Genomic DNA, 22681 nt, shown 5'->3' on the forward strand with positions numbered 1-22681 from the left:
TGAAGCTGGTGGCCGCGATCAGCTGGCGAGGTTGCCAGCGTAGAGTGGGACGAGAGGGCATGCACAGATCCAGAATTGCAGGTCAGGTGCCGACCATACCATGCCTGCGCATTTCATGCCTTTTCAGGCGGCCATAAAGCAGGAAGCCTCCCAATCTCTCGATTGGAAGGCTTCGCGGCGGTAGCTGCCTTTGCCTTTTTCGGCCCGTTCCTGGCGGCAGCGGAACAGGGGTTGGGCGATGATCGACTTGGCCTTGTTGGGGCCGTGTTTTTTGGGCTTCTTGCTCATGGTGGCTTCCCGATTTGAGTGGATTGCGGGCGCACTCTAGGCCTGTAGCGCTATGTGAGCCAATTGATTGTGTTTATGGCGCTCATCGCGGGCGTGACCCGCGATGCGCTTTATTCGGCGGGTAGCGCCAGGCGTTGTCCGGCCATCAGCAGCGACAGCCGCGCCAGGCTGGTCCAGGGCGAGCCTTCGGCCTGGCCCTTGATCTGCGCGTCGATGCGCTGGGCATCCTGCAGCAGCATGGCCCAGCGCTGCGCCGAGAGGCGTTGCAGCGCCTTGCTGACCAGCGGCCGGCGTTTGTCCCACACCGGTGGCCGGGCCTGGCTGAATGCCTTGTCCAGCGGCACGCCCTGGCTGAACTGTTGCGCCAGCCCCGCCAGCAGGCGCAATTCGCGGGCCAGCGCCCAGAGGATCACCGGTGGCTCGACGCCTTCGCCACGCAATCCCTCGAGCATGCGCAAGGCGTGCGCCGCTTCGCCGTTGAGGATGGCATCGACCAGGCCGAAGACATCGAAGCGGGCGCTGTCGGCCACCGCCGCCTGCACCGTCTCGACGGTGATCTGGTTGCCTTCGGCGAGCAACTTGAGCTTCTCGATCTCCTGGGCCGCCGCCAGCAGGTTGCCCTCGACCCGCGCAGCGATCAGGTCCACGGCGTCACGCTGAGCCGACAGGCCAGCCTGGGACAGGCGCTGGTTGATCCACTGGGGCAACTGCTGGGCGTCCACCGGCCAGATCTGGATGAACTGGCACTGGCCGCCCTCGATCAACGCCTTGCCCCACTTGGTCTTCTGCGCGCTGCCGTCGAGCTTGGGCAGGCTGATCAGCAGCAAGGTGTCTTCGGCGGGTTTGGCGCAGTACTCGATCAGCGCAGCTGCGCCTTTGTCGCCGGGCTTGCCGGAGGGCAGGCGCAGTTCCAGCAGGCGGCGCTGGGCGAACAGCGACAGGCTGGCACCGGCCAGCAGCAGGTTGCCCCAGTCGAAGTTGGCGTCGGCACTGAACACCTGGCGTTCGTCGTAGCCTTGCTGGCGCGCCGCGGCGCGAATGGCGTCGGCGGCTTCCTGGCACAGCAGCGGGTCGTCGCCACTGACGATATAGACAGGCGCAAGCGTGCCTTGCAGGTGCTTGTTGAGTTGGGCGGGGGCGAGCTTCATGGCGAAGGGCGGGGCACCTCAGGTGCCCCGTTCGGGCTCAGGGAGCCGGGATTTCCAGGGGCGATTGCTGCGGCGTCTCGTCCTGGATGCGCTGGGCTTCGCGCAGGGCGCGGGCTTCGGCTTCGGCACGCTCGTTGGCCTTGCGTTGCAAGTGCTCGAGGTGCTGCGGGGTCAGTTGTTGCAGGCGGGCCATCATGCTTTGCACCAGGTCGTGGCGGATCTCTTCGCGAACCTGGTTGGCTTCTTGGCCGGAGCCATTGATGTTGTTGCCGTCGTAGACGTAGTACTTCTGCACTTGCAGCTTGTCTTCGAGCAGCAGGGTGTCGTTCTGGCCTTGCAGTGCATAATTCAGCACGGTGGTCAGCTCGTACTCCGCCGAACGGCTACCTCCGGTATAGGTGGCGGCGCGCTGGGTTTCCTGCTCGTTGGTCAGCACCAGCTTGTAGGGGGCCGAGGCGTACACCTTGACGCCGCTGCTTTCCAGGGCGCGACGCAGTTGCATCACGGTGGCGCCGTACTGGTTACGGGCGCTGAGGTCCAGCTCCTTGATGCTCAGTTCGTTGGTGCCGGTGCCGCGCAGCTGGAAACCGCAGGCGCTGAGCATGACGGCCAGGCCCATTACCAGCAGATTGCGTTTGATCATGTTGTTGCTCCCTCGTGGACCGATTACGCCCGCCTGCGCCCTGCGCCGGCGGGCGTTGCCATCAGTTGGCGACGATATTGACCAGTTTGCCCGGTACGACGATGACCTTGCGGATGGTCAGGCCATCGGTGAAGCGCAGGACGTTCTCGTTGTTGCGGGCAGCGGCCTCGACTTCCTCGCGGCTGGCGGCGGCGGGCATTTCCACCTGGCCGCGCAGCTTGCCGTTGACCTGGACCACCAGGGTGACGGTGTCCTGTACCAGCGCACCTTCATCCACTGCCGGCCAGCCGGCGTCGATGACGGCCTGGTCGTGACCCAGCTGCTGCCACAGCTCGTGGGAGATGTGCGGGGTGATCGGCGCCAGCAGCAGGGTCACGGCCTCGAGGCCTTCCTGCAGCAGGGCGCGGTCCTGGGCGGTAGCTTGCGGGGCCTTTTCCAGGACGTTCATCACGGTCATCACCTGGGCAATGGCGGTGTTGAACTTATGGAACTGGCCCACGTCGGTGCTGGCCTGCTTGATCGCGGCATGGATGGCACGGCGGATGACCTTCTGTTCGTCGCTCAAGGCGGCGATGTCCAGGGTGCCCGGCAGGCCCTGGGCCACGTGGGCCTGGGCCAGGCGCCAGACGCGGCGCAGGAAGCGGCTGGCACCCTCGACGCCGGAGTCGGACCATTCCAGGCTCATGTCGGGCGGCGAGGCGAACATCATGAACAGACGGCAAGTGTCGGCGCCGTACTGGTCGATCATCGATTGCGGGTCGACGCCGTTGTTCTTCGACTTCGACATCTTCTCGGTGCCGCCGATTTCCACCGGCAGGCCGTCGGTCTTCAGGCGCGCGCCGATGATCTTGGCCTTGGTGTCACGCTCGACTTCGACGTCGGCCGGGTTGAACCAGTCCTTGCCGCCGTTGCTGGCGACGCGGTAGTAGGTTTCGGCGACGACCATGCCCTGGGTCAGCAGGTTCTTGAACGGCTCGTTGGAGGTCACCAGGCCTTCGTCACGCATCAGCTTGTGGAAGAAGCGCGCGTACAGCAGGTGCAGGATCGCATGTTCGATACCACCGATGTACTGGTCCACCGGCAGCCAGTGGTTGGCCGCTTTCGGGTCGACCATGCCGCCCTCGTAGTTGGGCGAGGCGTAGCGAGCGAAGTACCAGGACGACTCGACGAAGGTGTCCATGGTGTCGGTTTCGCGCTTGGCCGCGGTGCCGCATTTCGGGCAGCTGCACTCGTAGAACTCAGGCATGCGCGCCAGGGGCGAACCGGCGCCGTCCGGCACCACGTTTTCAGGCAGGGTGACCGGCAGCTGGTCTTCCGGCACCGGTACGTCGCCGCAGGACGGGCAGTGGATGATCGGGATCGGGCAGCCCCAGTAGCGCTGGCGGCTGATGCCCCAGTCGCGCAGGCGGAACTGGGTGCGCGACTTGCCCAGGTCCTTGCGGATCAGCGCGGCCTCGATGGCATCGAAGGCGCCCTGGAAGTCCAGGCCGTCGAACTCGCCGGAGTTGATCAACTGGCCGTGCTCGCCATAGGCGGCCTGCCATTCGCTGCCGACCTGGTCGCCGGCGCTGGTGCGCACCACGGCCTTGACCGGCAGGTTGTACTTGTGGGCGAACTCGAAGTCGCGCTCGTCGTGGGCCGGCACGGCCATCACGGCGCCATCGCCGTAGTGCATCAGCACGTAGTTGGCGACCCACACCGGCAGCTTCTCGCCAGTCAGTGGGTGCTCGACGCACAGGGAAGTGGGCATGCCCTTCTTCTCCTGGGTGGCCATGTCGGCCTCGGCAACGCTGCCGCCTTTGCATTCTTCGATGAACACCTGCAGCGCCGGGTTGCCCTGGGCCGCCTGGGTGGCCAGCGGGTGTTCGGCGGCAACCGCGACGTAGGTGGCGCCCATCAGCGTGTCGGGACGGGTGGTGAAGACCTTGAGGGTGCCTTCATGGCCGATGCTGGCCTGGTCGAACGGGAATTGCACTTCCATGCCGCGCGACTTGCCGATCCAGTTGCGCTGCATGGTCTTGACCTGTTCAGGCCAGCCCGGCAGCTCGTCGAGGCTTTCCAGCAGCTCGTCGGCGTAGTCGGTGATGCGGAAGTAGTACATCGGGATTTCGCGCTTCTCGATCAGCGCGCCCGAACGCCAGCCACGGCCGTCGATGACCTGCTCGTTGGCCAGCACCGTCTGGTCGGCCGGGTCCCAGTTGACGGTACCGTTCTTGCGGTAGATCACGCCTTTTTCGAACAGACGGGTGAACAGCCACTGCTCCCAGCGGTAGTAGTCCGGCTTGCAGGTGGTGACTTCACGCGCCCAGTCGATGGCCAGGCCCAGGCTCTTGAGCTGGGTCTTCATGTAGTCGATGTTTTCGTACGTCCACTTGGCCGGTGCGACGTTGTTCTTCATCGCGGCGTTTTCCGCCGGCATGCCGAAGGCATCCCAGCCCATCGGCTGCAGCACGTTCTTGCCCAGCATGCGCTGGTAACGGGCGATCACGTCACCGATGGTGTAGTTGCGCACGTGCCCCATGTGTAGCTTGCCGCTCGGGTACGGGAACATCGACAGGCAGTAGTAGGTGTCCTTGCCTGGCTGTTCGGTAACAGCGAACGATTGTTGCTCGTCCCAGTAGGTCTGGGCGGCGGCTTCGATATCACGGGGTGTGTATTGTTCGTGCATGGCTACTTTGCATTTAGGGATAAGAGACATGTTCCAGGCAGCGCAACCTCGCTGCGTCCGGCACTCCGGTGTCGTGTAAGAGTGAACGCCGTAGCATACATGAGCGCTGCGCGTCGTGGGAAACCCAGTTTGCATTGGCGCTCGCGCGGGCCGTTGGTCGCGGCGCCCGGTCGCTTTTGCGAGTGACGCTAAGCTCAGGTGTGGGGGGAGAAATTCTTACCTTCAATGAGGTGAACGGATGGGAGAGTCGCAGCTAACCACGAGCAAACCGGAGCTTTACGAACGCCTGATCGACCGCCTGGGCCTGGCGCTGGAAGTGGCCAGGACCTCGGTCAGATTGCGCGACGAGATGCCCGCCGAACTGGAGTTGCGTGGCCTGAGCCATGCCGAGTTCGAAGTGATCAAGGCCTACCTGGAATCCCTCCCGGAGGGCCGTTTTGCCAGCGCCGGTGCTTATCCGCAGCCGCAACCGTCCTCGGCCAGAATCGTCTGGCTCAAGGATCGCAAGCGTTCCGCCGCCCCAGCAAGCGCGCGGACACTGCCGTCCCGATAGTCGATCAGGGTTGTAGTCGCTGGTACTTCACAGGTGTCGCTATCGATCGGCGCCGGTTGCCCTTGAGGCCCGGTGCCGATCCTCTTAGGCTGCACGCCTTCCATGGAGGTGTGTGATGCCGTTTCGCTTTTTCCTCAAACAATGGCTGATGCCGCCCGGCGTGCTGTTGCTGTTGCTGCTGGCTGCCTGGTGGTGGCGCCGGCGTCGGCCACGGCTGGCGGCGGCCTGCTTCGCCCTGGGCCTGGGCGGCTTGTGGCTGATGAGCTTGCCGTGGGTGGTGGAGCATGCTGCCCGGGCGCTCGAAACCGAGCCGGCGTTGCGTGTCGATGACTGGGCCAGCCTGGCGTCCAGGGGCGATGCCATAGTGGTGCTCGGGGCCGGGCGTGACCGGGGTGACTCGGCCTGGGCCGATGCCGATCAGCCGAGCTACATGGCGCTGGAGCGCATGCGCTATGCCGCCCAATTGGCCAAGGCCTCAGGGTTGCCGGTGCTGACCAGCGGCGGTTTGCACTATGGCACGCCGCCTAGCGAAGCGCAGATGATGGCCGAGCGCCTGCAGGCCGACTTTGGCGTGCAGGTCAGCTGGAAGGAGCAGGCTAGCCGGACCACTTGGGAAAATGCGCTATTCAGCGCCAAGCTGGTGCAGCCGTTGGGCATCCGCCGCGTGGTGGTGGTGACCCAGGCCTGGCACATGCAACGTGCGCGCTGGAGTTTTGAGCGGGCTGGGTTCGAGGTGGTGCCGGCGCCGGTGGGTTTTCTCGGGCGCGATCATGCGCGACCGTTCGCCGGGTTGCTGCCGGAAAGCCGGGCGATGTGGCAGAGCGGGCAGTTGCTGAACGAGGCGGTGGGGTTGCTGGGGTATCGGTTGTTCTACTGATGTCCTGCGTACACGGCCCCCTGTAGGAGCGGCACGAGGCCGCTCCTACAGGAGGGCGTCGTGGATCAGACGGTCTTGGCAATTCGCCCGGCCAGCAGCGCCCAGCCCAGCAGCAAGGCACAGACGATCGCCAGCGGCCACGAGCGCCATTGCAGGTAGGGCGTCAGTTGCTGCATCGGTACCACTTCGCCGTACAGCACCGCGCGCTGGAACTGCGGGACCTGGGTGGTGATCCTGCCGAACGGGTCGATCAGCGCGGTCACGCCGTTGTTGGTGGCGCGGATCATCCAGCGCCCAGCTTCCAGGGCACGCATCTGGGCCATCTGCAGGTGTTGCAGCGGGCCGATCGAGGTGCCGAACCAGGTGTCGTTGCTGATGGTCAGCAGCAGGTCGCTGCGTGCGGCAAGGCCGGCGGCGAACTCCGGGTAGACCACTTCGTAGCAGATGTACGGGGCGACCTGGTAACCCTTGGCCTGCAACAGCGGCTGGTCCTCGGGGCCACGGGCGAAGTCCGACATCGGCAGGTTGAAGAACTCGATCAGGCCACGCAGCATGTCCTGCAGCGGTACATATTCGCCGAACGGCACCAGCTTCTGCTTGAGGTAGGTGCCGTCGCCTTCACCCGTGGCGGTGACGCCGTTGTAGTAGCGACGCTGCTGGTGCACCACCTGGCGTACCGGCACCCCGGTGATCAGCGCCGAATGCCGCTCGGCGGCAAAGGCGCCCATCATGTCGATGTAGCCCTGGGCCTGGTCCTTGAGCACGGGCACGGCGGTTTCCGGCCATACCAGCAGGTCGACGGGCTTGGAGCTGAAACTCATGTCGCGGTACAACGCCAGTTGCGCGTTGACGTGCGCCGGGTCCCATTTCAGGTCCTGCTCGACGTTGCCTTGCAGGGCGGCGACCTTGAGTGGGTCTCCAGCGGGGGTGGTCCAGGCGTGGTCTTTCAAGGCCAGGCCGATGCCCCAGGGCGCCAGCAGCAACAGCACGCCTACGGCCAGGAACGCCCGGCGCTCGCGCAGACGATACAGGTTGCACAGCAAGGCGGCGCTCAGGGCCAGGACGAACGACACCAGCCACACGCCACCCAGTGGGGCGAGCCCGGCAAGCGGGCCATCGAGCTGGCTGTAGCCGGCATAGAGCCAGGGGAAGCCGGTGAGGAACCAGCCGCGAAACGCTTCTTGCAGCAGCCACAGGGCGGCGAAGCCCAGGGCGTCGGCCAGCGGTGCTTCGTCGCGGCGCAGCCAGCGCGCCCAGAGCCAGGCGGGCAGGGCGAAGAACAATGCCAGGCAGGCGAAGAACGCCAGCAACAGCAGGATCGCCAACAGCGGCGAGGCGCCGCCGTAGGTGTTCATGCTGACGTAGATCCACCAGGTGCCGGCGCCGTACAGGCCAAAGCCGAAGCACCAGCCACGGCCCAGGGCCTGGCGCGGGGTGAGGGTGCGCAGGCCGGCGTAGAACAGGGCGATGGACAGCAGCGCCAGCGGCCAGATGTCGAACGGTGCCAGGGCCAGGAGGGTGGAGGCGCCGGCCGCCATGGCCAGCAGGTTACCGGGCCAGCCGGGGCGGGTGATCCAGCGCATGGTGTTCCTTAACGGTTGATCGGGGTCAGACGCAGCAAGTGTATCCGCCGGCTGTCAGCGTTGAGAATACGGAAGCGGTAGCCGCCGATCTCGGTGGTCTCGTTGCGCTTGGGCAGGTGGCCGAAGGCGCTCATCACCAGGCCGCCGACGGTGTCGAACTCGTCGTCGGAGAACTCGCTGTCGAAGAACTCGTTGAAGTTCTCGATCGGGGTCAGTGCCTTGACCAGGAAGTCGCCGCTGGGCAGCGGCTTGATGTAGCTGTCTTCCTCGACGTCGTGCTCGTCCTCGATGTCGCCGACGATCTGCTCGAGCACATCCTCGATGGTCACCAGGCCCGCCACGCCGCCGTATTCGTCGATGACCACGGCCATGTGGTTGTGGTTGGCGCGAAACTCGCGCAGCAGCACGTTCAGGCGCTTGGACTCGGGCACGAAGGTGGCCGGGCGCAGCAGGTCCTTGATGTTGAAGCTGTCGCCGTTCTCCTTGAGGATCAGCGGCAGCAGGTCCTTGGCGAGCAGGATGCCAAGCACATCGTCATGGCTCTCGCCGATCACCGGGTAGCGCGAGTGCGCGGCGTCGATCACCGCCGGCAGGAACTCGCGTGGCGATTGGCTGGCCTTGATGCTGATCATCTGCGAGCGCGGCACCATGATGTCGCGCACCTGCAGGTCGGCGACCTGAATGGCGCCTTCGACGATGGTCAGCGCTTCGCTGTCGAGCAGCTTGTTCTGATGGGCTTCGCGCAGCAGCTCGAGGAGCTCCTGGCGGTTTTTCGGCTCATGGGCAAAAGCCTGGGTCAGTTTACCCAGCCAGGACTTTTGCCCGTTGCTCGATCGATCTTCGCTCATGGCGGTTACTCGTGATCCTTGCAGTGTTCAGTGTGTGATTGAGTCGGTTTCGTCGTCGGCGTATGGGTCGGGGTGACCCAGTTCGGCCAGCAATTCTCGTTCCAGCGCTTCCATCTCCTCGGCCTCCTCATCTTCGATGTGGTCGTAGCCGAGCAGGTGCAGGCAGCCATGGATGACCAGGTGTGCCCAGTGCGCTTCCAGGGTTTTGCCCTGTTCGGCGGCCTCGCGCTCGACCACCGGCACGCAGATGACCAGATCGCCCAGCAGCGGAATGTCGAGCAGGTCGTCGGGTACATCGGCTGGGAAGGACAATACGTTGGTGGCGTAGTCCTTGTGCCGGTAGGTGTGGTTCAGTTCGCGGCCTTCGGTTTCATCCACCAGGCGGATGGTCATCTCCGAGTCGGCGCTGCGCTGGCGCAGGGCCAGTTCGCACCAGCGGCGGAAGGCGGCGTCATCGGGAGCGGTGGCGTCGGTGGCCCGTTGCAGGTCGAGTTCAAGCATCTTTGCCGGGCGCCTCGGGCTTGGCCTGACGGGCGTCGAAGCGGTCGTAGGCTTCGACGATGCGCTGCACCAGCGGGTGGCGCACCACGTCCTTGGGCTGGAAATGGGTGAAGCTGATGCCCGGCACGTCCTTGAGCACCTCGATCACATGGGCCAGGCCCGATTTGGTGCCACGTGGCAGGTCGACCTGGGTGATGTCGCCGGTGATTACCGCGGTCGAGCCGAAGCCGATGCGGGTGAGGAACATCTTCATCTGTTCCAGCGTGGTGTTCTGGCTTTCGTCGAGGATGATGAAGCTGTTGTTCAGCGTGCGGCCACGCATGTAGGCCAGCGGGGCGATCTCGATCACCTGGCGCTCGATAAGCTTGGCCACGTGTTCGAAGCCGAGCATTTCGTACAGCGCGTCGTACAACGGGCGCAGGTACGGGTCGATCTTCTGCGCCAGGTCGCCCGGCAAAAAGCCCAGTTTCTCGCCGGCCTCGACCGCCGGGCGCACCAGCAGGATGCGCCGCACCTGTTCGCGCTCCAGCGCGTCGACGGCGCAGGCCACGGCCAGGTAGGTCTTGCCGGTACCGGCCGGGCCGATGCCGAAGTTGATGTCGTTGGCCAGGATCTCCTTGACGTAGCGCTGCTGGTTGACGCCGCGCGGGCGAATGTTGCCCTTGCGCGTGCGCAGCGAGACGCTGACTTCATTGACGGCAGGGTTCTCGAGGGTCTCGACCGTCGATTCCTGGAGATACAGGTGCACGGTTTCCGGCGACAGGTCGGTGGCCTTGGCCTCGCGATAGAGGCGGCGCAGCAGCTGTTCGGCGGCGGAGGTGGTTTTCGGTTCGCCAATCAGTTCGAACTGATTGCCGCGGTTGCGGATTTCGATGGCCAGGCGTTGTTCGATCAGGCGCAGGTGCTCGTCGAACTGGCCGCACAAGTTGGCGAAACGGTGGGCCTCGAAGGGTTCGAGGATGAAACGATGAGGTTGTATGGGTGCGTTCAAGGTCGTTTTTAGCCGCTCGACGGCAATGAATGTGAACTCAAGAATAACCCTTGCGTGGCAGTGGTGAAAGCACTGAAACGATCAAGGGTCGGCGCAGTGTGGCAAGGCCAGTTGACGAATCGATGATGCCAGTGTGACCGTTGCCCGGCGGGATGCCGCTCAGGGCAGGGGGGAAAAGGGCGTGCGCCCTTCGGCGTTCTGCAGTTCCAGCAGGTACTTGCGGAAGATCTGGCCGAGCACCTGGGTGGCGTGCTCGAGTTCGTCGCGCGGCATCTGCTCGGTGACTTCGTCGGCCATGTCCAGGGCATCCTCGGCACCGTTGACCGCGGCGATCTTCAGCAGGATATAGGCCTGCACGTTGTTGGCCTTGACCCCTTCGCCATGGAAGAACATCGAGCCGAGTCGGTACTGGGCCTGGGCCTGGCCTTGCAGCGAGGCTTTCTCGAACCACTTGAGGGCGTTGTCCAGTTGGCGTGGCGTGGCGCTGTAGTAGAACTCACCCAGTTCGTACTGGGCTTCGGCATCCCCGCTTTGCGCCGCTTGCTCACAGGCTTTCAGCGCGCTCTCCCGGTCCTCGGGCGCCGCGTCGAGGGTGCAGCGGCCCGCCGCCGGAATCAGCAGCGAATTACCGCCCTCCGCCAGGGCCAGCAGGGGCTGAAGAAGCAACAGGCAGCCCAAGGTCAGGGCGCGGCCGGTGCGGTTCATGGGGATCGACTTACCTCTGCAAAGCTGCGGCCAATGTCTCTGGTGGCACATTATGGGATAAGCAGCGCCTACCTTACAAAGTTTTACTCAGATTTCTGTCCTGCTGGCGAATCGGCTGACTATGTAGGAGCGGCCTTGTGTCGCGAAAGGGCTGCGAAGCAGCCCCTGGGATTTCAGTTTTGATGAGAACAATGCCGGGGCCGCTTTGCGGCCCGTTCGCGGCACAAAGCCGCTCCTACCTGGGCGGTGTGAAGGCTTACTTCAGCTTGGCGAACGCCCGCTCAGCCGCATCCAGGGTGATCTGCAGCTCCTTGTCGCCGTGGGCGATGGAGGTGAAGCCGGCCTCGAACGCGCTGGGCGCCAGGTATACGCCACCGTCGAGCATCAGGTGGAAGAAGCGCTTGAAGCGCTCGGCATCGCTGGCCATCACGTCGTCGAAGGTGACGATGTCGTCCGCACCGCTGAAGTACAGGCCGAACATGGCGCCGGCTTGGGTGGTGACGAACGGGATGCCGGCGGCATCGGCACGCTGTTGCAGGCCGTCGAGCATGCGGCTGGTGAAGGCGCTCAGTTCGTCATGGAAGCCCGGGCGGCTGATCAGCTTCAGGGTGGTCAGGCCGGCGGCCATGGCCAGTGGGTTGCCCGACAGGGTACCGGCCTGGTAGACCGGGCCGAGCGGGGCGATGCAGCCCATGATCTCGCGCTTGCCACCGAAGCAGCCGACCGGCATGCCGCCGCCGACGATCTTGCCGAAGGTCGACAGGTCGGGGGTGATGCCGTAGTGGCCCTGGGCGCCGCCAAGGGAGACGCGGAAACCGGTCATCACTTCATCGAAGATCAGCACTACGCCATGCTTGTCGCACAGGCTGCGCAGGCCTTCGAGGAAGCCCGGCGCCGGCGGCACGCAGTTCATGTTGCCGGCCACGGGCTCGACGATGATGCAGGCCACGGTCTGGCCGACCTCGGCAAGGGTCTTCTCGACCGCGGCGATGTCGTTGAACGGCAGCGTCAGGGTGTGCTTGGCGAAGTCCGCCGGCACCCCGGCCGAGCTCGGCACGCCCTGGGTCAGCAGGCCGGAACCGGCCTTGACCAGCAGGCTGTCGGAGTGACCGTGGTAGCAGCCTTCGAACTTGATGATCGCGTCACGGCCGGTGTAGCCACGGGCCAGGCGGATGGCGCTCATGGTGGCTTCGGTGCCGGAGCTGACCATGCGCACCATTTCCATCGACGGCACGATCGAGCAGACCAGGTCGGCCATCTCGGTTTCCATGGCGGTCGGCGCGCCGTAGGACAGGCCGTGCTCCAGCTGCTTGCGCACCGAATCCAGGACCTCGGGATGGGCATGGCCAAGGATCATCGGGCCCCAGGAGCCGACATAGTCGACATAGCGCTTGTCGTCTTCATCGATGACATAGGCGCCTTCGGCGTGCTTGAAGAACAGCGGCGTGCCGCCGACGCTCTTGAAGGCGCGGACTGGTGAGTTGACGCCGCCGGGGATGTGTTTCTGGGCTTGGGCGAACAGGGCTTCGGAACGGGACATGGGATCTTCTCTCGAAATCAGCAAGCGAACAGGGCATTGAAGGCGCGGGCGCGGCGGGTGACTTCCTGCGCGCTATCGGCACCGAACAAGCCGTGGATCACCGCCAGCAGGTCGGCACCATGGGCGACCAGCGGGGCGGCGTTGTCGAGGGTGATGCCACCGATCACGGCGATCGGCAGCTTGACCTGGGCGCGGGCCTGCTCCAGCAGGTTGACGTCGGCAGCCGGGGCGCCCGGTTTGGTCACGGAGTTGAAAAAGCGGCCGAAGGCGACGTAGCTGGCACCTTCGCTGGCTGCTTGTTGCGCCAGCTCCAGGCTGGCATGGCAGGTGGCGCCGATGATCGCCTGGCGGCCGAGCAGGGCACGGGCCGTGGTCAGCGGGCCATCGGTCTGGCCCAGGTGCACGCCGACGCCCAGGCGCGCGGCCAGCTCAGCGTCGTCGTTGATCAGTAGTTGCGTGCCGTAGCGCTCGCAGAGCTTGAGCAGCGCTTCGCCCTCACGCAGGCGGCGGGCCGCGTCGTCGCTCTTGTCGCGATACTGCAACAGGTATACGCCGCCCTCGAGCGCCGCTTCGACATGGGAAAGGAAACGGCCGGCCAGCAGTTGGCTGTCGGTGATCGCATACAGACCGCGGAGCGTCATGGGTTGGCCTCGAGTCAGGAGCAGAAATCCAGGGGCAGGCGGCGCGGCACGTACTGGCCCTTGCCCAGTTGCTCGGCGTCACGCAGGGTGCGCCAGGTGTAGTCCAAGGCGCTGCGCACCGCGCTGCTCAGCGCCTCGCCCAGGGCCAGGCGGCCGGCCAGGGCGCTGGCCAGGGTGCAGCCAGAGCCGTGGTAGCTGCCCGGCAGGCGCTGGCAGGTCCAGGTGTGTTGCTGGCCGTCACGGCTGTACAGGCGGTTGTGGATTTCCACTTCGTCGCCGTGACCGCCAGTGATCAGCAGGTGTCTACAGAACGGCAAGAGCTTCTCGGCGCATTCGTCCGCGCTGCCTTCGGGCAACTCGGCGAGGATGCGCGCTTCCGGCAGGTTCGGCGTGGCAATGGTGGCCAGCGGCAGCAGCCGTTCGCGCAGGGTGTAGCCGACCTCGTCCTTGCCCAGTCGACCGCCGCCACCGGCACGCAGCACCGGGTCGCAGACCAACGGCAGGTGCGGGTGGGCGGTCAGCAGTTCGGCGACGGTGTCGACCATCTCGATCGAGCCGAGCATGCCCAGCTTGACCGCGGCTACCGTGGAGTCGGCAAGCACGGCGTTGGCCTGGGCCAGCACCCACTCGCGGTCGAGCACGCGGAAGTCGGAAACGTTGACGGTATCCTGCACGGTCAGGGCGGTCACGGCGGGAGCGGCGTGGCAACCTTGGGCGATCAGGGCTTCGATATCTGCCTGCAGCCCGGCGCCACCACTGGGGTCGTGGCCGGAGAGACAGAGGACAACGGGGCGGGAGCTGTAGGTATTCATGGTCGGCGAGCTTATCACCAAACCTTTTTGCGCGGATCAGCCGCGCGGGGTTAATTCCTGATCGAGTGGTCAGAAGGTGTTGGTCTGTTGCTCTGTAATGCCCGTAATAGAGCCTTTAAAGGCAAAAATGATGTGGCCTCTGGTTGGCCTGAAAAGCTATGCTAGAGTGCTCGGATAACTCGATGAACGGCACTGCCGGATCACGTCGTCTCAAATGGACAGGAGGCAACCGCGACGCGACCGTGACAGGCCATGCTGGGGCTGTATGCGCTATTTGCTGATTGTGCTGCTGGGCTGTGTGCCCCTGTTCGCTGGGGCGGTCGCGTTCGACGACAGCACCGGGCGTCTGCCGTTGGGCCGGTTCATGCAGGTCTATGAAGACCACGATGGCAGCGCCAGTATTGCCCAGGTCAGTTCGGCCGCCTTTGCCAACCGCTTTCAGGCCCATGAGCACGAGGTGCTCAACGCCGGTTATTCGACCTCGGTGTTCTGGCTGAAGGTCGACCTCGCCTACGCTGCCGCGCCGTCCGCCGCCCCACGCCAATGGTTGCTGGAACTGGCCTACCCGCCGCTGGATCACCTCGAACTCTACCTGGCGGACGCCCAGGGCGTGTACCGCCTGGCCGGGCGCACCGGCGACGCGCTGCCCTATGCCAGCCGGCAGATCCAGCAGAACAACTACCTGTTCGGACTGCCCCTGCACCCAGGCCAAGCCACCACCGCCTACCTGCGCCTGCACAGCCAGGGCTCGATCCAGGCGCCGCTGACCCTGTGGTCGACCGTGGCCTACCTGCAAGACCAGCCCACTCGCCTGTATGTACTGGGCATGATCTACGGCGTGTTGCTGGTGATGCTGGTGTACAACCTGTTCATCTACCTCAGTGTGCGTGACGTCAGCTACCTGTACTACATCCTTTATATCGGCGCGTTCGGGCTCTACCAGGTGTCGGTCAACGGCGCCGGCATCGCCTATTTCTGGCCGGATAGCCCCTGGTGGGCGAATGCCGCCACGCCGCTGTTCATTGGCGCTGCGGGGTTGTTCGGCTGCCAGTTCGCCCGCCACTTCCTGCAATTGGGCCGCCTCAGTCGTGGCTTCGACCGGCTGCTGATGCTGCTGATGGTCGCGGGCGCGCTGGTCATGGTCACGGCGCTGACCCTGCGTTATGGCGTGGCGTTGCGCATGGCCACGGTGCTGGCGCTGCTGTTCACCGTGAGCATCTTCACCGCCGGGCTATATGCCTGGTGGCGGGGGGTGCGGGTGGCGCGCTGGTTCATCATCGCCTGGACGGCGTTTTTGCTGGGTGGCCTGGTCAACACCTTGATGGTGCTGGGTTACCTGCCCAACCTGTTCATCACCATGTACGCCAGTCAGTTGGGCGCTGCGCTGGAGGTGGCGCTGTTGTCGCTGGCCCTGGCCGACCGCATCAACAGTTTGCGTGAGCAGCAGGCCCAGGCCCTGCGCGACACCGGGCGCACCCTTGAGCAGTTGAACCTGCAACTGGCCCGCAGCAACCGGCTCAAGGACGAGTTCCTAGCCACCGTGACCCACGAGTTGCGCACGCCGATGAACGGCGTGATCGGTTCGCTGGAACTGCTGCACACCCTGCCCATGAGCGCCGAGCAGGCGCAGTACCATCGTACCGCCACCGGCTCGGCCCAGGACATGATGGCGATGGTCGACGATATTCTCATCCTCACCGAACTACAGGCCGGGCGGCTGCGTAGCCATGGCGTGCCGTTCAGCCTGCGCCGGCTGCTCCAGGAACTGCGCGCCGGCTATGCCGGGCAGGCCCTGGCCAAGGGCCTGTACCTGAGCCTGGACATCCCCGCTGACCTGCCCGACAGCCTGGTCGGCGATGCGCAGAAACTGGCGCGCTGCCTGGCCTGTCTGGTGGACAACGGCTTGAAGTTCACCCACCAGGGCGGCGTCACCGTGCAGGCCCGGGGGCGGCGGACCGGGCCCGATACCTTGGCCTTGAGCCTGACCGTCAGCGACAGCGGGATAGGTTTCGACGACCTCGACCAGGCGGTTTTGTACCAGCGCTTTTCCCAGGTGGACGGATCGATGACCCGACGCTACGGCGGCCTGGGGATAGGCCTGTCGATCTGCCGGCAGTTGAGCGAGTTGATCGGGGCGAGCTTGTCTCACGAATCCACGCCTGGGCTGGGCAGCCGTTTCGAGTTGAGCCTGGTACTGGCCGTGGCGCAGGTGCAGGTAGCACCGGCGCGTGCCGCAGACCCGCAGTTACAGGATGATCGCGGTCTGCGCTTCCTGTAGGAGCGGCCTTGTGTCGCGAAAGGGCCGCAGAGCGGCCCCGGCGATCTTTGTTTCATGCTGAATTCTGGGGCCGCTGCGCGGCCCTTTCGCGACGCAAGGCCGCTCCTACAGGGACAGTGCAGGGTTTGAGGAGCCGATCAGGGCGCGAAGCGCCCCCATGTAGTCCGTTTTGTCACTTTGACTGACCGGCCTGCGGTGCTTCACTGGGTTATCCAGGCATGAGCGGATCCAGGAGGCCCCGATGAACCTGCACCAGTTCGCCGAAACCCACGAAGTCACCAACCAGCCGCCGCCCCTCGACGGCGCCAACCTGTACCGCCTCGACCTGCCGCTGCAGGAGTGGTCGCGGCGTTTCGGCGCCGGTTGGGCCGAGTCGCGGATCGACGCCTACGGTGCCCTGGCCGGTGGTCCGCTGATGGCCGCAGGCTTTCAGGCCAATGCGCACAAGCCCGAGTTCAGCAGCCATGACCGCTACGGCCATCGCATCGACCTGGTCGAGTTCCACCCCGCCTACCACGAACTGATGCGCACCGCCGTCGAGCACGGCCTGCCCTCGTTGCCCTGGGCCGAACCTCGCTCCGGTGCCCACGTGGCCCGGGCCTCGATGACCTACCTGCACAGCCAGGCCGAAGCCGGTACCGGCTGCCCGCTGACCATGACCTTCGCCGCCGTGCCGGCCCTGCGCCTGCAACCGGAACTGGCCGGTTACTGGTTGCCGAAGGTCCTCGCCCGCGAGTACGACCCGCGCAATGTCGGCGACCGGCACAAGGCCGGGGTGACCATTGGCATGGCGATGACCGAGAAACAGGGCGGTACCGACGTGCGCGCCAATACCACCCGCGCCTACCCGGTGGGTGCGCCGGGGCCGGGCCAGGCCTACGAGCTGGTGGGGCACAAGTGGTTCTGCTCGGCGCCGATGTGCGACGCCTTCCTCACCCTGGCGCAAACCGACAAAGGCCTGAGTTGCTTCCTGCTGCCGCGCCACCGGCCGGATGACAATCGCAACCAGTTCTACATCCAGCGCCTGAAGAACAAGCTCGGCAACTGCTCCAATGCCTCCAGCGAAGTGGAGTTCCGCGGGGCCCTGGCCTGGATGGTCGGCGAGGAGGGCCGTGGCGTGCCGACCATCATCGAGATGGTGGCCATGACCCGCTTCGATTGCATGGTCGGCTCCAGTGCCCTGATGCGCCAGGCCCTGACCCAGGCCGCGCACCATTGCGCCCACCGCAAGGTCGGCGGTCGGCTGCTGGCCGAGCAGCCGTTGATGCAGAACGTGCTCGCCGACCTGGCGCTGGAGAGCGAAGCCGCCCTGGCCTTGAGCCTGCGCATGGGCCAGGCCCTGGACCAGCTGGACGATCCGCAGCAGGCGCATTTCGCCCGGCTGGTGACGGCAGTGGGCAAGTACTGGATCTGCAAGCGCGCCCCAGGGATGATCAACGAGGCCGCCGAATGCCTGGGCGGCGCGGGTTATGTCGAGGACAGCATCCTGCCCCGGCTGTACCGAGAGGCCCCGGTCAATTCGACCTGGGAGGGCTCGGGCAACGTGCAGTGCCTGGACGTGCTGCGCGCGCTGTCGAAGGAACCGGGTGTGCTCGAGGCACTGTTCGTCGAACTGGGTGATGGCCATGGCGATCCGCGGCTGGCGGCGTTCATCGGCAACCTCAAGGGCGCGTTCGCCGACACCGACGACATCCAGTACCGCGCACGGCAACTGACCGAGGATATCGCCGTGGCGTTGCAGGCCAAGTTGTTGCTGGAGGCGGGCAACGCCACGGTGAGCGATGCGTTCATCGGCAGTCGCCTGGGCGCTGGCGGGCGGGTGTATGGCGCCTTGCCGCGCGGGGTGGATGCCGTGGCGCTGGTGGCCAGGGCCACGCCTGTCTGGGCTGGTTGAAAGCCGTTCGTGCAAGGAATGGCACAGCACCGACACTGGGGGTGTATTTGCCTGGCAACGCAGGCAAGATGGCTGGCATGCATGTTCCCAAGACAGGAAGCCCAGCGTGAGCCAAGCGTTTGAAGTCGTAGCTACCCCCGAACAGGCCGTCGACCGACTGGCGGCCTTGCATGCACAGGCCACCGGGGCCCTGAGCCAGGCCCTCAAGCGTTACCTCAAGGACCGCACCGAACCGGGTGACGAGGAGCGGGCGTTGTTCCGCTACCCGGCGCTGCGCCTGACCTACTTCAGCCAGGGCGAAGTCGCCGCTACCACCCGCGCCTATGCCAAGGTCCAGGTGGCCGGCACCTACAGCGTTACCGTGACCCAGCCCGCGGCCTTTCGCAGCTACCTGTTGGAGCAACTGCGCCCGCTGATGCACGACTACACCGTGACCGTCGAAGTTGGCGTCAGCGAGCAGAACATCCCGTACCCCTACGTGGTCGACCAGGGCGACGAGCTGGCCGGCAGCGGCATTACCGCCGCGCAGCTGGCGCGGGTGTTCCCCAGCACCGACCTGTCGGCGGCCACCGACAACATCGCCGACGGCCTGTACGACTGGGAAAGCGCCCAGACCCTGCCGCTGGCGTTGTTCGATGCCGCCCGCGTCGACTTCTCGCTGCGCCGCCTGGTGCACTACACCGGCAGCGACTGGCGCCATGTGCAGCCGTGGATCCTGCTGACCAACTACCACCGCTATGTCGACCAGTTCATCGCCCATGGCCTGGAGCAACTGCGCGACGACCCGCGCTTCGTGCGCATGGTGTTGCCGGGCAACGTGATCATCGACAAGGGCATGGACAACGGCGAGGCCCAGGCCCTGGTGGCCGGCGTGGTCTGGCACCGCTACCAGATGCCGGCCTACCACCTGATCGCCGCCGACGGCGATGGCGTCACCCTGGTCAATATCGGCGTCGGTCCGTCCAACGCCAAGAACATCACCGACCACCTGGCCGTGCTGCGCCCGCACTGCTGGCTGATGATCGGCCACTGCGGCGGCCTGCGCCAATCGCAGACCATTGGCGACTATGTGCTGGCCCACGCCTACATGCGCCGCGACGGTATTCTCGACCGCGTGGTGCCGCCGAACATCCCGATCCCGGCCCTGGCCGAAGTGCAACTGGCGCTGCAGGAAGCCGCGGCCCAGGTTACCGGCGAGCGTGGCGAGCAGTTGAAGAAGCGCCTGCGCACCGGCACCGTGCTCACCTACGACGACCGCAACTGGGAGCTGCGCTGGGCCCAGGAGCGGCCGTTGATCAACCTGTCCCGGGCCGTGGCGGTAGACATGGAAAGCGGCACCATCGCGGCCCAGGGCTATCGCCTGCGGGTGCCGTACGGCACCTTGCTGTGCGTGTCGGACAAGCCGCTGCACAGCGAGATCAAGCTGCCAGGCTCGGCCAACGCCTTCTACAACCGCGCGGTCAGCCAGCACCTGAAGATAGGCATCGCCGCCCTCGACTTGCTGCGCACCGAGCTCAACTCGCTGCACTCGCGTAAACTGCGCAGCTTCGATGAGCCGCCGTTCCGCTGAGGATCCATGCCCCTGCCACCCCGCAACCCACCGCGCCGCCCGGCGGCGCGTCCTGCCGGCCCAAGGCGCCAGCCCAAGGCACCGCCGACCGAGCCGCGCCTGATCCTGTTCAACAAGCCGTTCGATGTGCTCACCCAGTTCAGCGACGGCGAGGGGCGCGCCACGCTCAAGGACTATATCGACATCCCCGGCATCTACCCCGCCGGGCGCCTGGACCGTGACAGCGAAGGGTTGTTGCTGCTGACCAACGACGGCCGCCTGCAGGCGCGCATCGCCGACCCCAAGCACAAACTGGCCAAGACCTACTGGGTGCAGGTGGAGGGTGAACCGAGCGCCGAGCAGTTGCAGCGCCTGCGCGAGGGCGTCGAGCTCAATGACGGGCCGACCTTGCCGGCCGAGGCGCGCCTGCTCGACGAGCCGACGCTATGGCCGCGCAATCCGCCGGTGCGCTTTCGCAAGAGCGTGCCGACCGCCTGGCTGGAACTGGTGATTCGCGAAGGGCGCAACCGCCAGGTGCGGCGCATGACCGCGGCGGTGGGCTTGCCGACCTTGCGTCTGGTGCGGGTGAGGATTGGCGACTGGACCCTCGACGGGCTGGACCAGGGCTGTTGGCGCGAGGTGCCGGCCAAGCTTTAAGCCGCACGCGTCCCCGGCAATTTCTGCCTTGATGCTGAAATCTGGGGCTGCTTTGCAGCCCTTTCGCGACACAAGGCCGCTCCTACAAGGAAGGGTGGAGGGCGTCGGGCCGCTACACCCCTTCGAGAAACCCCACCACCACGCTCTTGATGATGAACGCCAGCACGCCAAGGCCCAGCACGAAGAACAGGATCAGCGTGCCGAAGCGCCCAGCCTTGGACTTCTTCGCCAGGTCCCAGACGATGAAGCCCATGAAGGCGATCAGTACGGTGACGAGGATGATCATCATCCATTCTTCGAATACTGCGGGATCCATCGGTTCACTCCAGGCAGATTGAGCCCACGATCATACGCCGGGCGCGCAGGGATTCAACGCAGGTGGGTCAAGGGCAGCTCGGTGCTGGCCAGTACCTGGTTGAGCACGAAGCTCGAACGCACGCTGGTCACCCCCTCGATACGGGTCAGGCTGCCGAGCAGCAGTTTCTGGTAGTGGTCCATGTCTGGTACCACCACTTTAAGCTGATAGTCGGCGTCCATCCCGGTGACCAGGCTGCACTCGAGCACCTGCGGCAGGCTGCGGATCGCCGCCTCGAAGGTCTCGAAGCGCTCGGGGGTGTGGCGGTCCATGCCGATCAGCACGTAGGCGGTCAGGCTCAGGCCGAGCTTCTTGCGGTCCAGCAGCGCCACCTGGCGCGAGATGTAGCCATCGTCTTCGAGCTGCTTGACCCGGCGCGAGCAGGGCGACGGCGACAGGCCAATACGTTCGGCCAGCTCCTGGTTGGAGATGCGCGCATCGCGTTGCAATTCGGCGAGGATGCTCAGGTCGTAGCGGTCGAGCTTGCTCATGGAAAAGGCCTTTTCTGTTCAGATTGCGGCGAATTATCGATCCTGAGTGAAAAATTGCGCAAGTGCTATTTATCAGAGCAATCTTAGCAATCCTCTGCTCCGGCGTCTGGCCTATCTTTATCACCAGAATCACTGCCCGGACATCAGTCCACGGCGACGCGCCCTAGGCGGGCGGTCGCGGCCAGCCATCCAACAGGATCCGCCAGGCCCCCGGGCTACGCACTGTCCAGAAGACGGCGCGAGGTGAGCCGGTGTCACAAGCGCCGAGCACGGACGACAATTGCAGAAGGGAGACCCTGAGGTCTCCCTTTTTTATTGCGTCTGTCCCGCGATCGATACGCGGCGCCGTGGCCAGGCGGCCACCAACAGCACCAGCAGCCCGCCGGCCAATGCAATGAAGAAGCCGTTGCGCGGCGTGGTGGCGTCCACCCACTGACCAGCGCTTGCAGCCCCGATCGCCACGCCGATGTTAAGGCCGGCGAGCAGCCAGGTCAGGCCCTCGGTCAGTTGGTGTTGCGGCACGCTGCGCTCGACCAGGGCCATGGCCACGATCATGGTCGGTGCGAAGAAGATGCCGGCCAGCAGCACCGCGCCGCCGAGTTGCATGACAGTGTCGGCCAGCAACAGCGGCAGTGTGCTCAGCGCGGTCGCCAGTGCCCCGAGCAACAGTTGGCGATGTAGCGCCAGGCGCCAGTGCCGCGCTCCGAACATCAGCCCGGCGAGGCATGAGCCGGCGGCATAGGCCGACAATACCAGGCTGGCGGCGGCAGGCTGGCCCTGTTCGCTGGCGAAGGCCACGCTGACGATGTCCACCGTGCCTACGATCATTCCCATAGCCATCATCAGCAACGTCAGTTGCGCCACGGCGCGGTGTCGCCATAGCGCAGGCGCAGGTGTTGCCAGCTCGCGGGGCGCCAGTGGCGGTTCGCTACGTGCCTGGCAAACCAGTGCCAGCGTTCCCAGTGCCAGCAACAGCGTTGCCGCCAACAGGCCAGCCGGTGGCCATAGGCTGACACTGAGGCCGACCGCCAGAGGTGGCCCGGCGATGAAGCTGATTTCGTCGAGTACGGTCTCCAGCGAGTAGGCCGCCTGCAGTTGTGGCCGGCCACGGTACAGATGGGTCCAGCGCGCCCGGACCATGGCCGACATGCTCGGCATGCAGCCGCTGAGCAGGGCGGCGACGAACAGCACCCAACTGGGGCTGCCCAACCAGGCGCCGGTGGCCATCAGCACCAGGCCCAGCACGCTCAGCAAGGCGGCCAGGGGCAGCACCCGGCGTTGCCCCCGGCGGTCCACCAGGCGCGAGACCTGGGGCGACAGCAGGGCGTAGGTCAGCACGAAGGTCGCGGATACCGCGCCGGCCAGGGCATAGCTGCCGCGTGTTTGGGCCAGCAGGGTGATGATGCCGATACCGGCCATGGGCAAGGGCAGTCGCGCCAGCAGCCCGGCTGCGGTAAAGCCGCGGGTGCCAGGGAGGGCAAACAGTTCGGCGTAGGGGTTGGGCATGAAGGCTGTTCCTTTTACATTCAGTTCGTATGATTGTTTATTCATACGCTATGTATGTAAATGCTGCAAGCCAAGCATTGCTGTCGTCACTTTCATCTGCTGGTATGGGCAGTCGCGGTAGACTTTGGGCCTGCAAGGGCAAGTGTTGTCATC

General features: G+C 65.4%; 21 protein-coding genes. 6 read left to right on the forward strand and 15 right to left on the reverse strand.

Translation table 11 applies throughout. The features are described 5' to 3' along the window. Window positions 1-123 precede the first annotated feature (123 nt). The 4 genes from arfA to leuS all read right to left on the reverse strand — a co-directional run bounded on the left by arfA (window position 124) and on the right by leuS (window position 4747). On the reverse strand, window positions 124-288 hold the full coding sequence (gene arfA / locus E3U47_RS14740) for an alternative ribosome rescue factor ArfA (RefSeq protein ID WP_134692271.1): 165 nt from the start codon (window positions 286-288) through the stop codon (window positions 124-126). Between the two features lie 110 nt (window positions 289-398). Further along, window positions 399-1436, reverse strand: coding sequence for a DNA polymerase III subunit delta (holA, locus tag E3U47_RS14745; RefSeq protein WP_134692273.1), 1038 nt, complete (start codon window positions 1434-1436; stop codon window positions 399-401). A gap of 37 nt (window positions 1437-1473) precedes the next feature. After that, a complete protein-coding gene (gene lptE, locus E3U47_RS14750) occupies window positions 1474-2079 on the reverse strand; it encodes an LPS assembly lipoprotein LptE (protein WP_134692275.1) in 606 nt (201 codons plus the stop codon). A gap of 61 nt (window positions 2080-2140) precedes the next feature. Next, window positions 2141-4747: a leucine--tRNA ligase gene (gene leuS, locus E3U47_RS14755; protein WP_134692277.1), complete on the reverse strand. Its 2607-nt coding sequence runs from the start codon at window positions 4745-4747 to the stop codon at window positions 2141-2143. A 238-nt stretch (window positions 4748-4985) separates the two neighbouring features. On the opposite strand from leuS, the gene E3U47_RS14760 reads away from it, so the two are divergent. Together E3U47_RS14760 and E3U47_RS14765 are read left to right on the forward strand one after the other, a co-directional pair. Then, window positions 4986-5300, forward strand: coding sequence for a hypothetical protein (locus E3U47_RS14760; RefSeq protein WP_134692278.1), 315 nt, complete (start codon window positions 4986-4988; stop codon window positions 5298-5300). A gap of 115 nt (window positions 5301-5415) precedes the next feature. Beyond that, entirely contained in the window at window positions 5416-6177 is a 762-nt protein-coding gene (locus tag E3U47_RS14765) for a YdcF family protein (protein ID WP_134692280.1), read from the forward strand. Window positions 6178-6242: 65 nt separating this feature from the next. Here E3U47_RS14765 and lnt read toward each other — a convergent pair whose 3' ends face one another. The 8 genes from lnt to E3U47_RS14805 form a co-directional block, all read right to left on the reverse strand. After that, window positions 6243-7760, reverse strand: coding sequence for an apolipoprotein N-acyltransferase (lnt, locus tag E3U47_RS14770; protein WP_134692282.1), 1518 nt, complete (start codon window positions 7758-7760; stop codon window positions 6243-6245). Between the two features lie 8 nt (window positions 7761-7768). Continuing rightward, entirely contained in the window at window positions 7769-8608 is an 840-nt protein-coding gene (locus E3U47_RS14775; protein ID WP_134692284.1) for an HlyC/CorC family transporter, read from the reverse strand. Window positions 8609-8635: 27 nt separating this feature from the next. Beyond that, window positions 8636-9109, reverse strand: coding sequence for an rRNA maturation RNase YbeY (ybeY, locus tag E3U47_RS14780; protein WP_134692286.1), 474 nt, complete (start codon window positions 9107-9109; stop codon window positions 8636-8638). After that, a complete protein-coding gene (locus E3U47_RS14785; protein ID WP_050707047.1) occupies window positions 9102-10100 on the reverse strand; it encodes a PhoH family protein in 999 nt (332 codons plus the stop codon). Before E3U47_RS14785 ends, ybeY begins: the two co-directional genes overlap by 8 nt. A gap of 159 nt (window positions 10101-10259) precedes the next feature. Beyond that, the gene (locus E3U47_RS14790) at window positions 10260-10805 is read right to left on the reverse strand and encodes a tetratricopeptide repeat protein (protein ID WP_134692288.1); all 546 of its coding nucleotides are present in this window, start codon (window positions 10803-10805) and stop codon (window positions 10260-10262) included. 256 nt (window positions 10806-11061) lie between these two features. Further along, on the reverse strand, window positions 11062-12345 hold the full coding sequence (gene hemL, locus E3U47_RS14795; protein ID WP_134692290.1) for a glutamate-1-semialdehyde 2,1-aminomutase: 1284 nt from the start codon (window positions 12343-12345) through the stop codon (window positions 11062-11064). 17 nt (window positions 12346-12362) lie between these two features. Then, on the reverse strand, window positions 12363-12986 hold the full coding sequence (thiE, locus tag E3U47_RS14800; protein ID WP_134692292.1) for a thiamine phosphate synthase: 624 nt from the start codon (window positions 12984-12986) through the stop codon (window positions 12363-12365). A gap of 14 nt (window positions 12987-13000) precedes the next feature. After that, window positions 13001-13798 carry a hydroxymethylpyrimidine/phosphomethylpyrimidine kinase gene (locus E3U47_RS14805; protein WP_134692293.1) on the reverse strand — a complete coding sequence of 266 codons (798 nt, stop codon included), beginning with the start codon at window positions 13796-13798 and terminating at the stop codon, window positions 13001-13003. 265 nt (window positions 13799-14063) lie between these two features. On the opposite strand from E3U47_RS14805, the gene E3U47_RS14810 reads away from it, so the two are divergent. The 4 genes from E3U47_RS14810 to E3U47_RS14825 all read left to right on the forward strand — a co-directional run bounded on the left by E3U47_RS14810 (window position 14064) and on the right by E3U47_RS14825 (window position 20176). Further along, window positions 14064-16076, forward strand: coding sequence for a hybrid sensor histidine kinase/response regulator (locus E3U47_RS14810; protein ID WP_134692295.1), 2013 nt, complete (start codon window positions 14064-14066; stop codon window positions 16074-16076). 241 nt (window positions 16077-16317) lie between these two features. Further along, window positions 16318-17970: an acyl-CoA dehydrogenase family protein gene (locus tag E3U47_RS14815; protein WP_134692297.1), complete on the forward strand. Its 1653-nt coding sequence runs from the start codon at window positions 16318-16320 to the stop codon at window positions 17968-17970. Window positions 17971-18076: 106 nt separating this feature from the next. Further along, on the forward strand, window positions 18077-19540 hold the full coding sequence (gene amn, locus E3U47_RS14820; RefSeq protein ID WP_134692298.1) for an AMP nucleosidase: 1464 nt from the start codon (window positions 18077-18079) through the stop codon (window positions 19538-19540). Window positions 19541-19546: 6 nt separating this feature from the next. Further along, on the forward strand, window positions 19547-20176 hold the full coding sequence (locus E3U47_RS14825; RefSeq protein ID WP_134692300.1) for a pseudouridine synthase: 630 nt from the start codon (window positions 19547-19549) through the stop codon (window positions 20174-20176). A gap of 112 nt (window positions 20177-20288) precedes the next feature. On the opposite strand, the gene E3U47_RS14830 is transcribed toward E3U47_RS14825, so the two are convergent. The 3 genes from E3U47_RS14830 to E3U47_RS14840 form a co-directional block, all read right to left on the reverse strand. Then, window positions 20289-20492 carry a DUF2788 domain-containing protein gene (locus E3U47_RS14830; RefSeq protein ID WP_023631482.1) on the reverse strand — a complete coding sequence of 68 codons (204 nt, stop codon included), beginning with the start codon at window positions 20490-20492 and terminating at the stop codon, window positions 20289-20291. A 53-nt stretch (window positions 20493-20545) separates the two neighbouring features. Further along, window positions 20546-21022, reverse strand: a complete 477-nt coding sequence (locus tag E3U47_RS14835) for an Lrp/AsnC family transcriptional regulator (protein WP_011535815.1) — start codon at window positions 21020-21022, stop codon at window positions 20546-20548. A gap of 312 nt (window positions 21023-21334) precedes the next feature. After that, complete coding sequence (locus tag E3U47_RS14840) at window positions 21335-22528, reverse strand: MFS transporter (RefSeq protein WP_134692302.1); 1194 nt, start codon at window positions 22526-22528, stop codon at window positions 21335-21337. Window positions 22529-22681: the final 153 nt, after the last annotated feature.

The organism is Pseudomonas sp. RIT623 (assembly GCF_004519305.1).
Lineage (GTDB): Bacteria > Pseudomonadota > Gammaproteobacteria > Pseudomonadales > Pseudomonadaceae > Aquipseudomonas.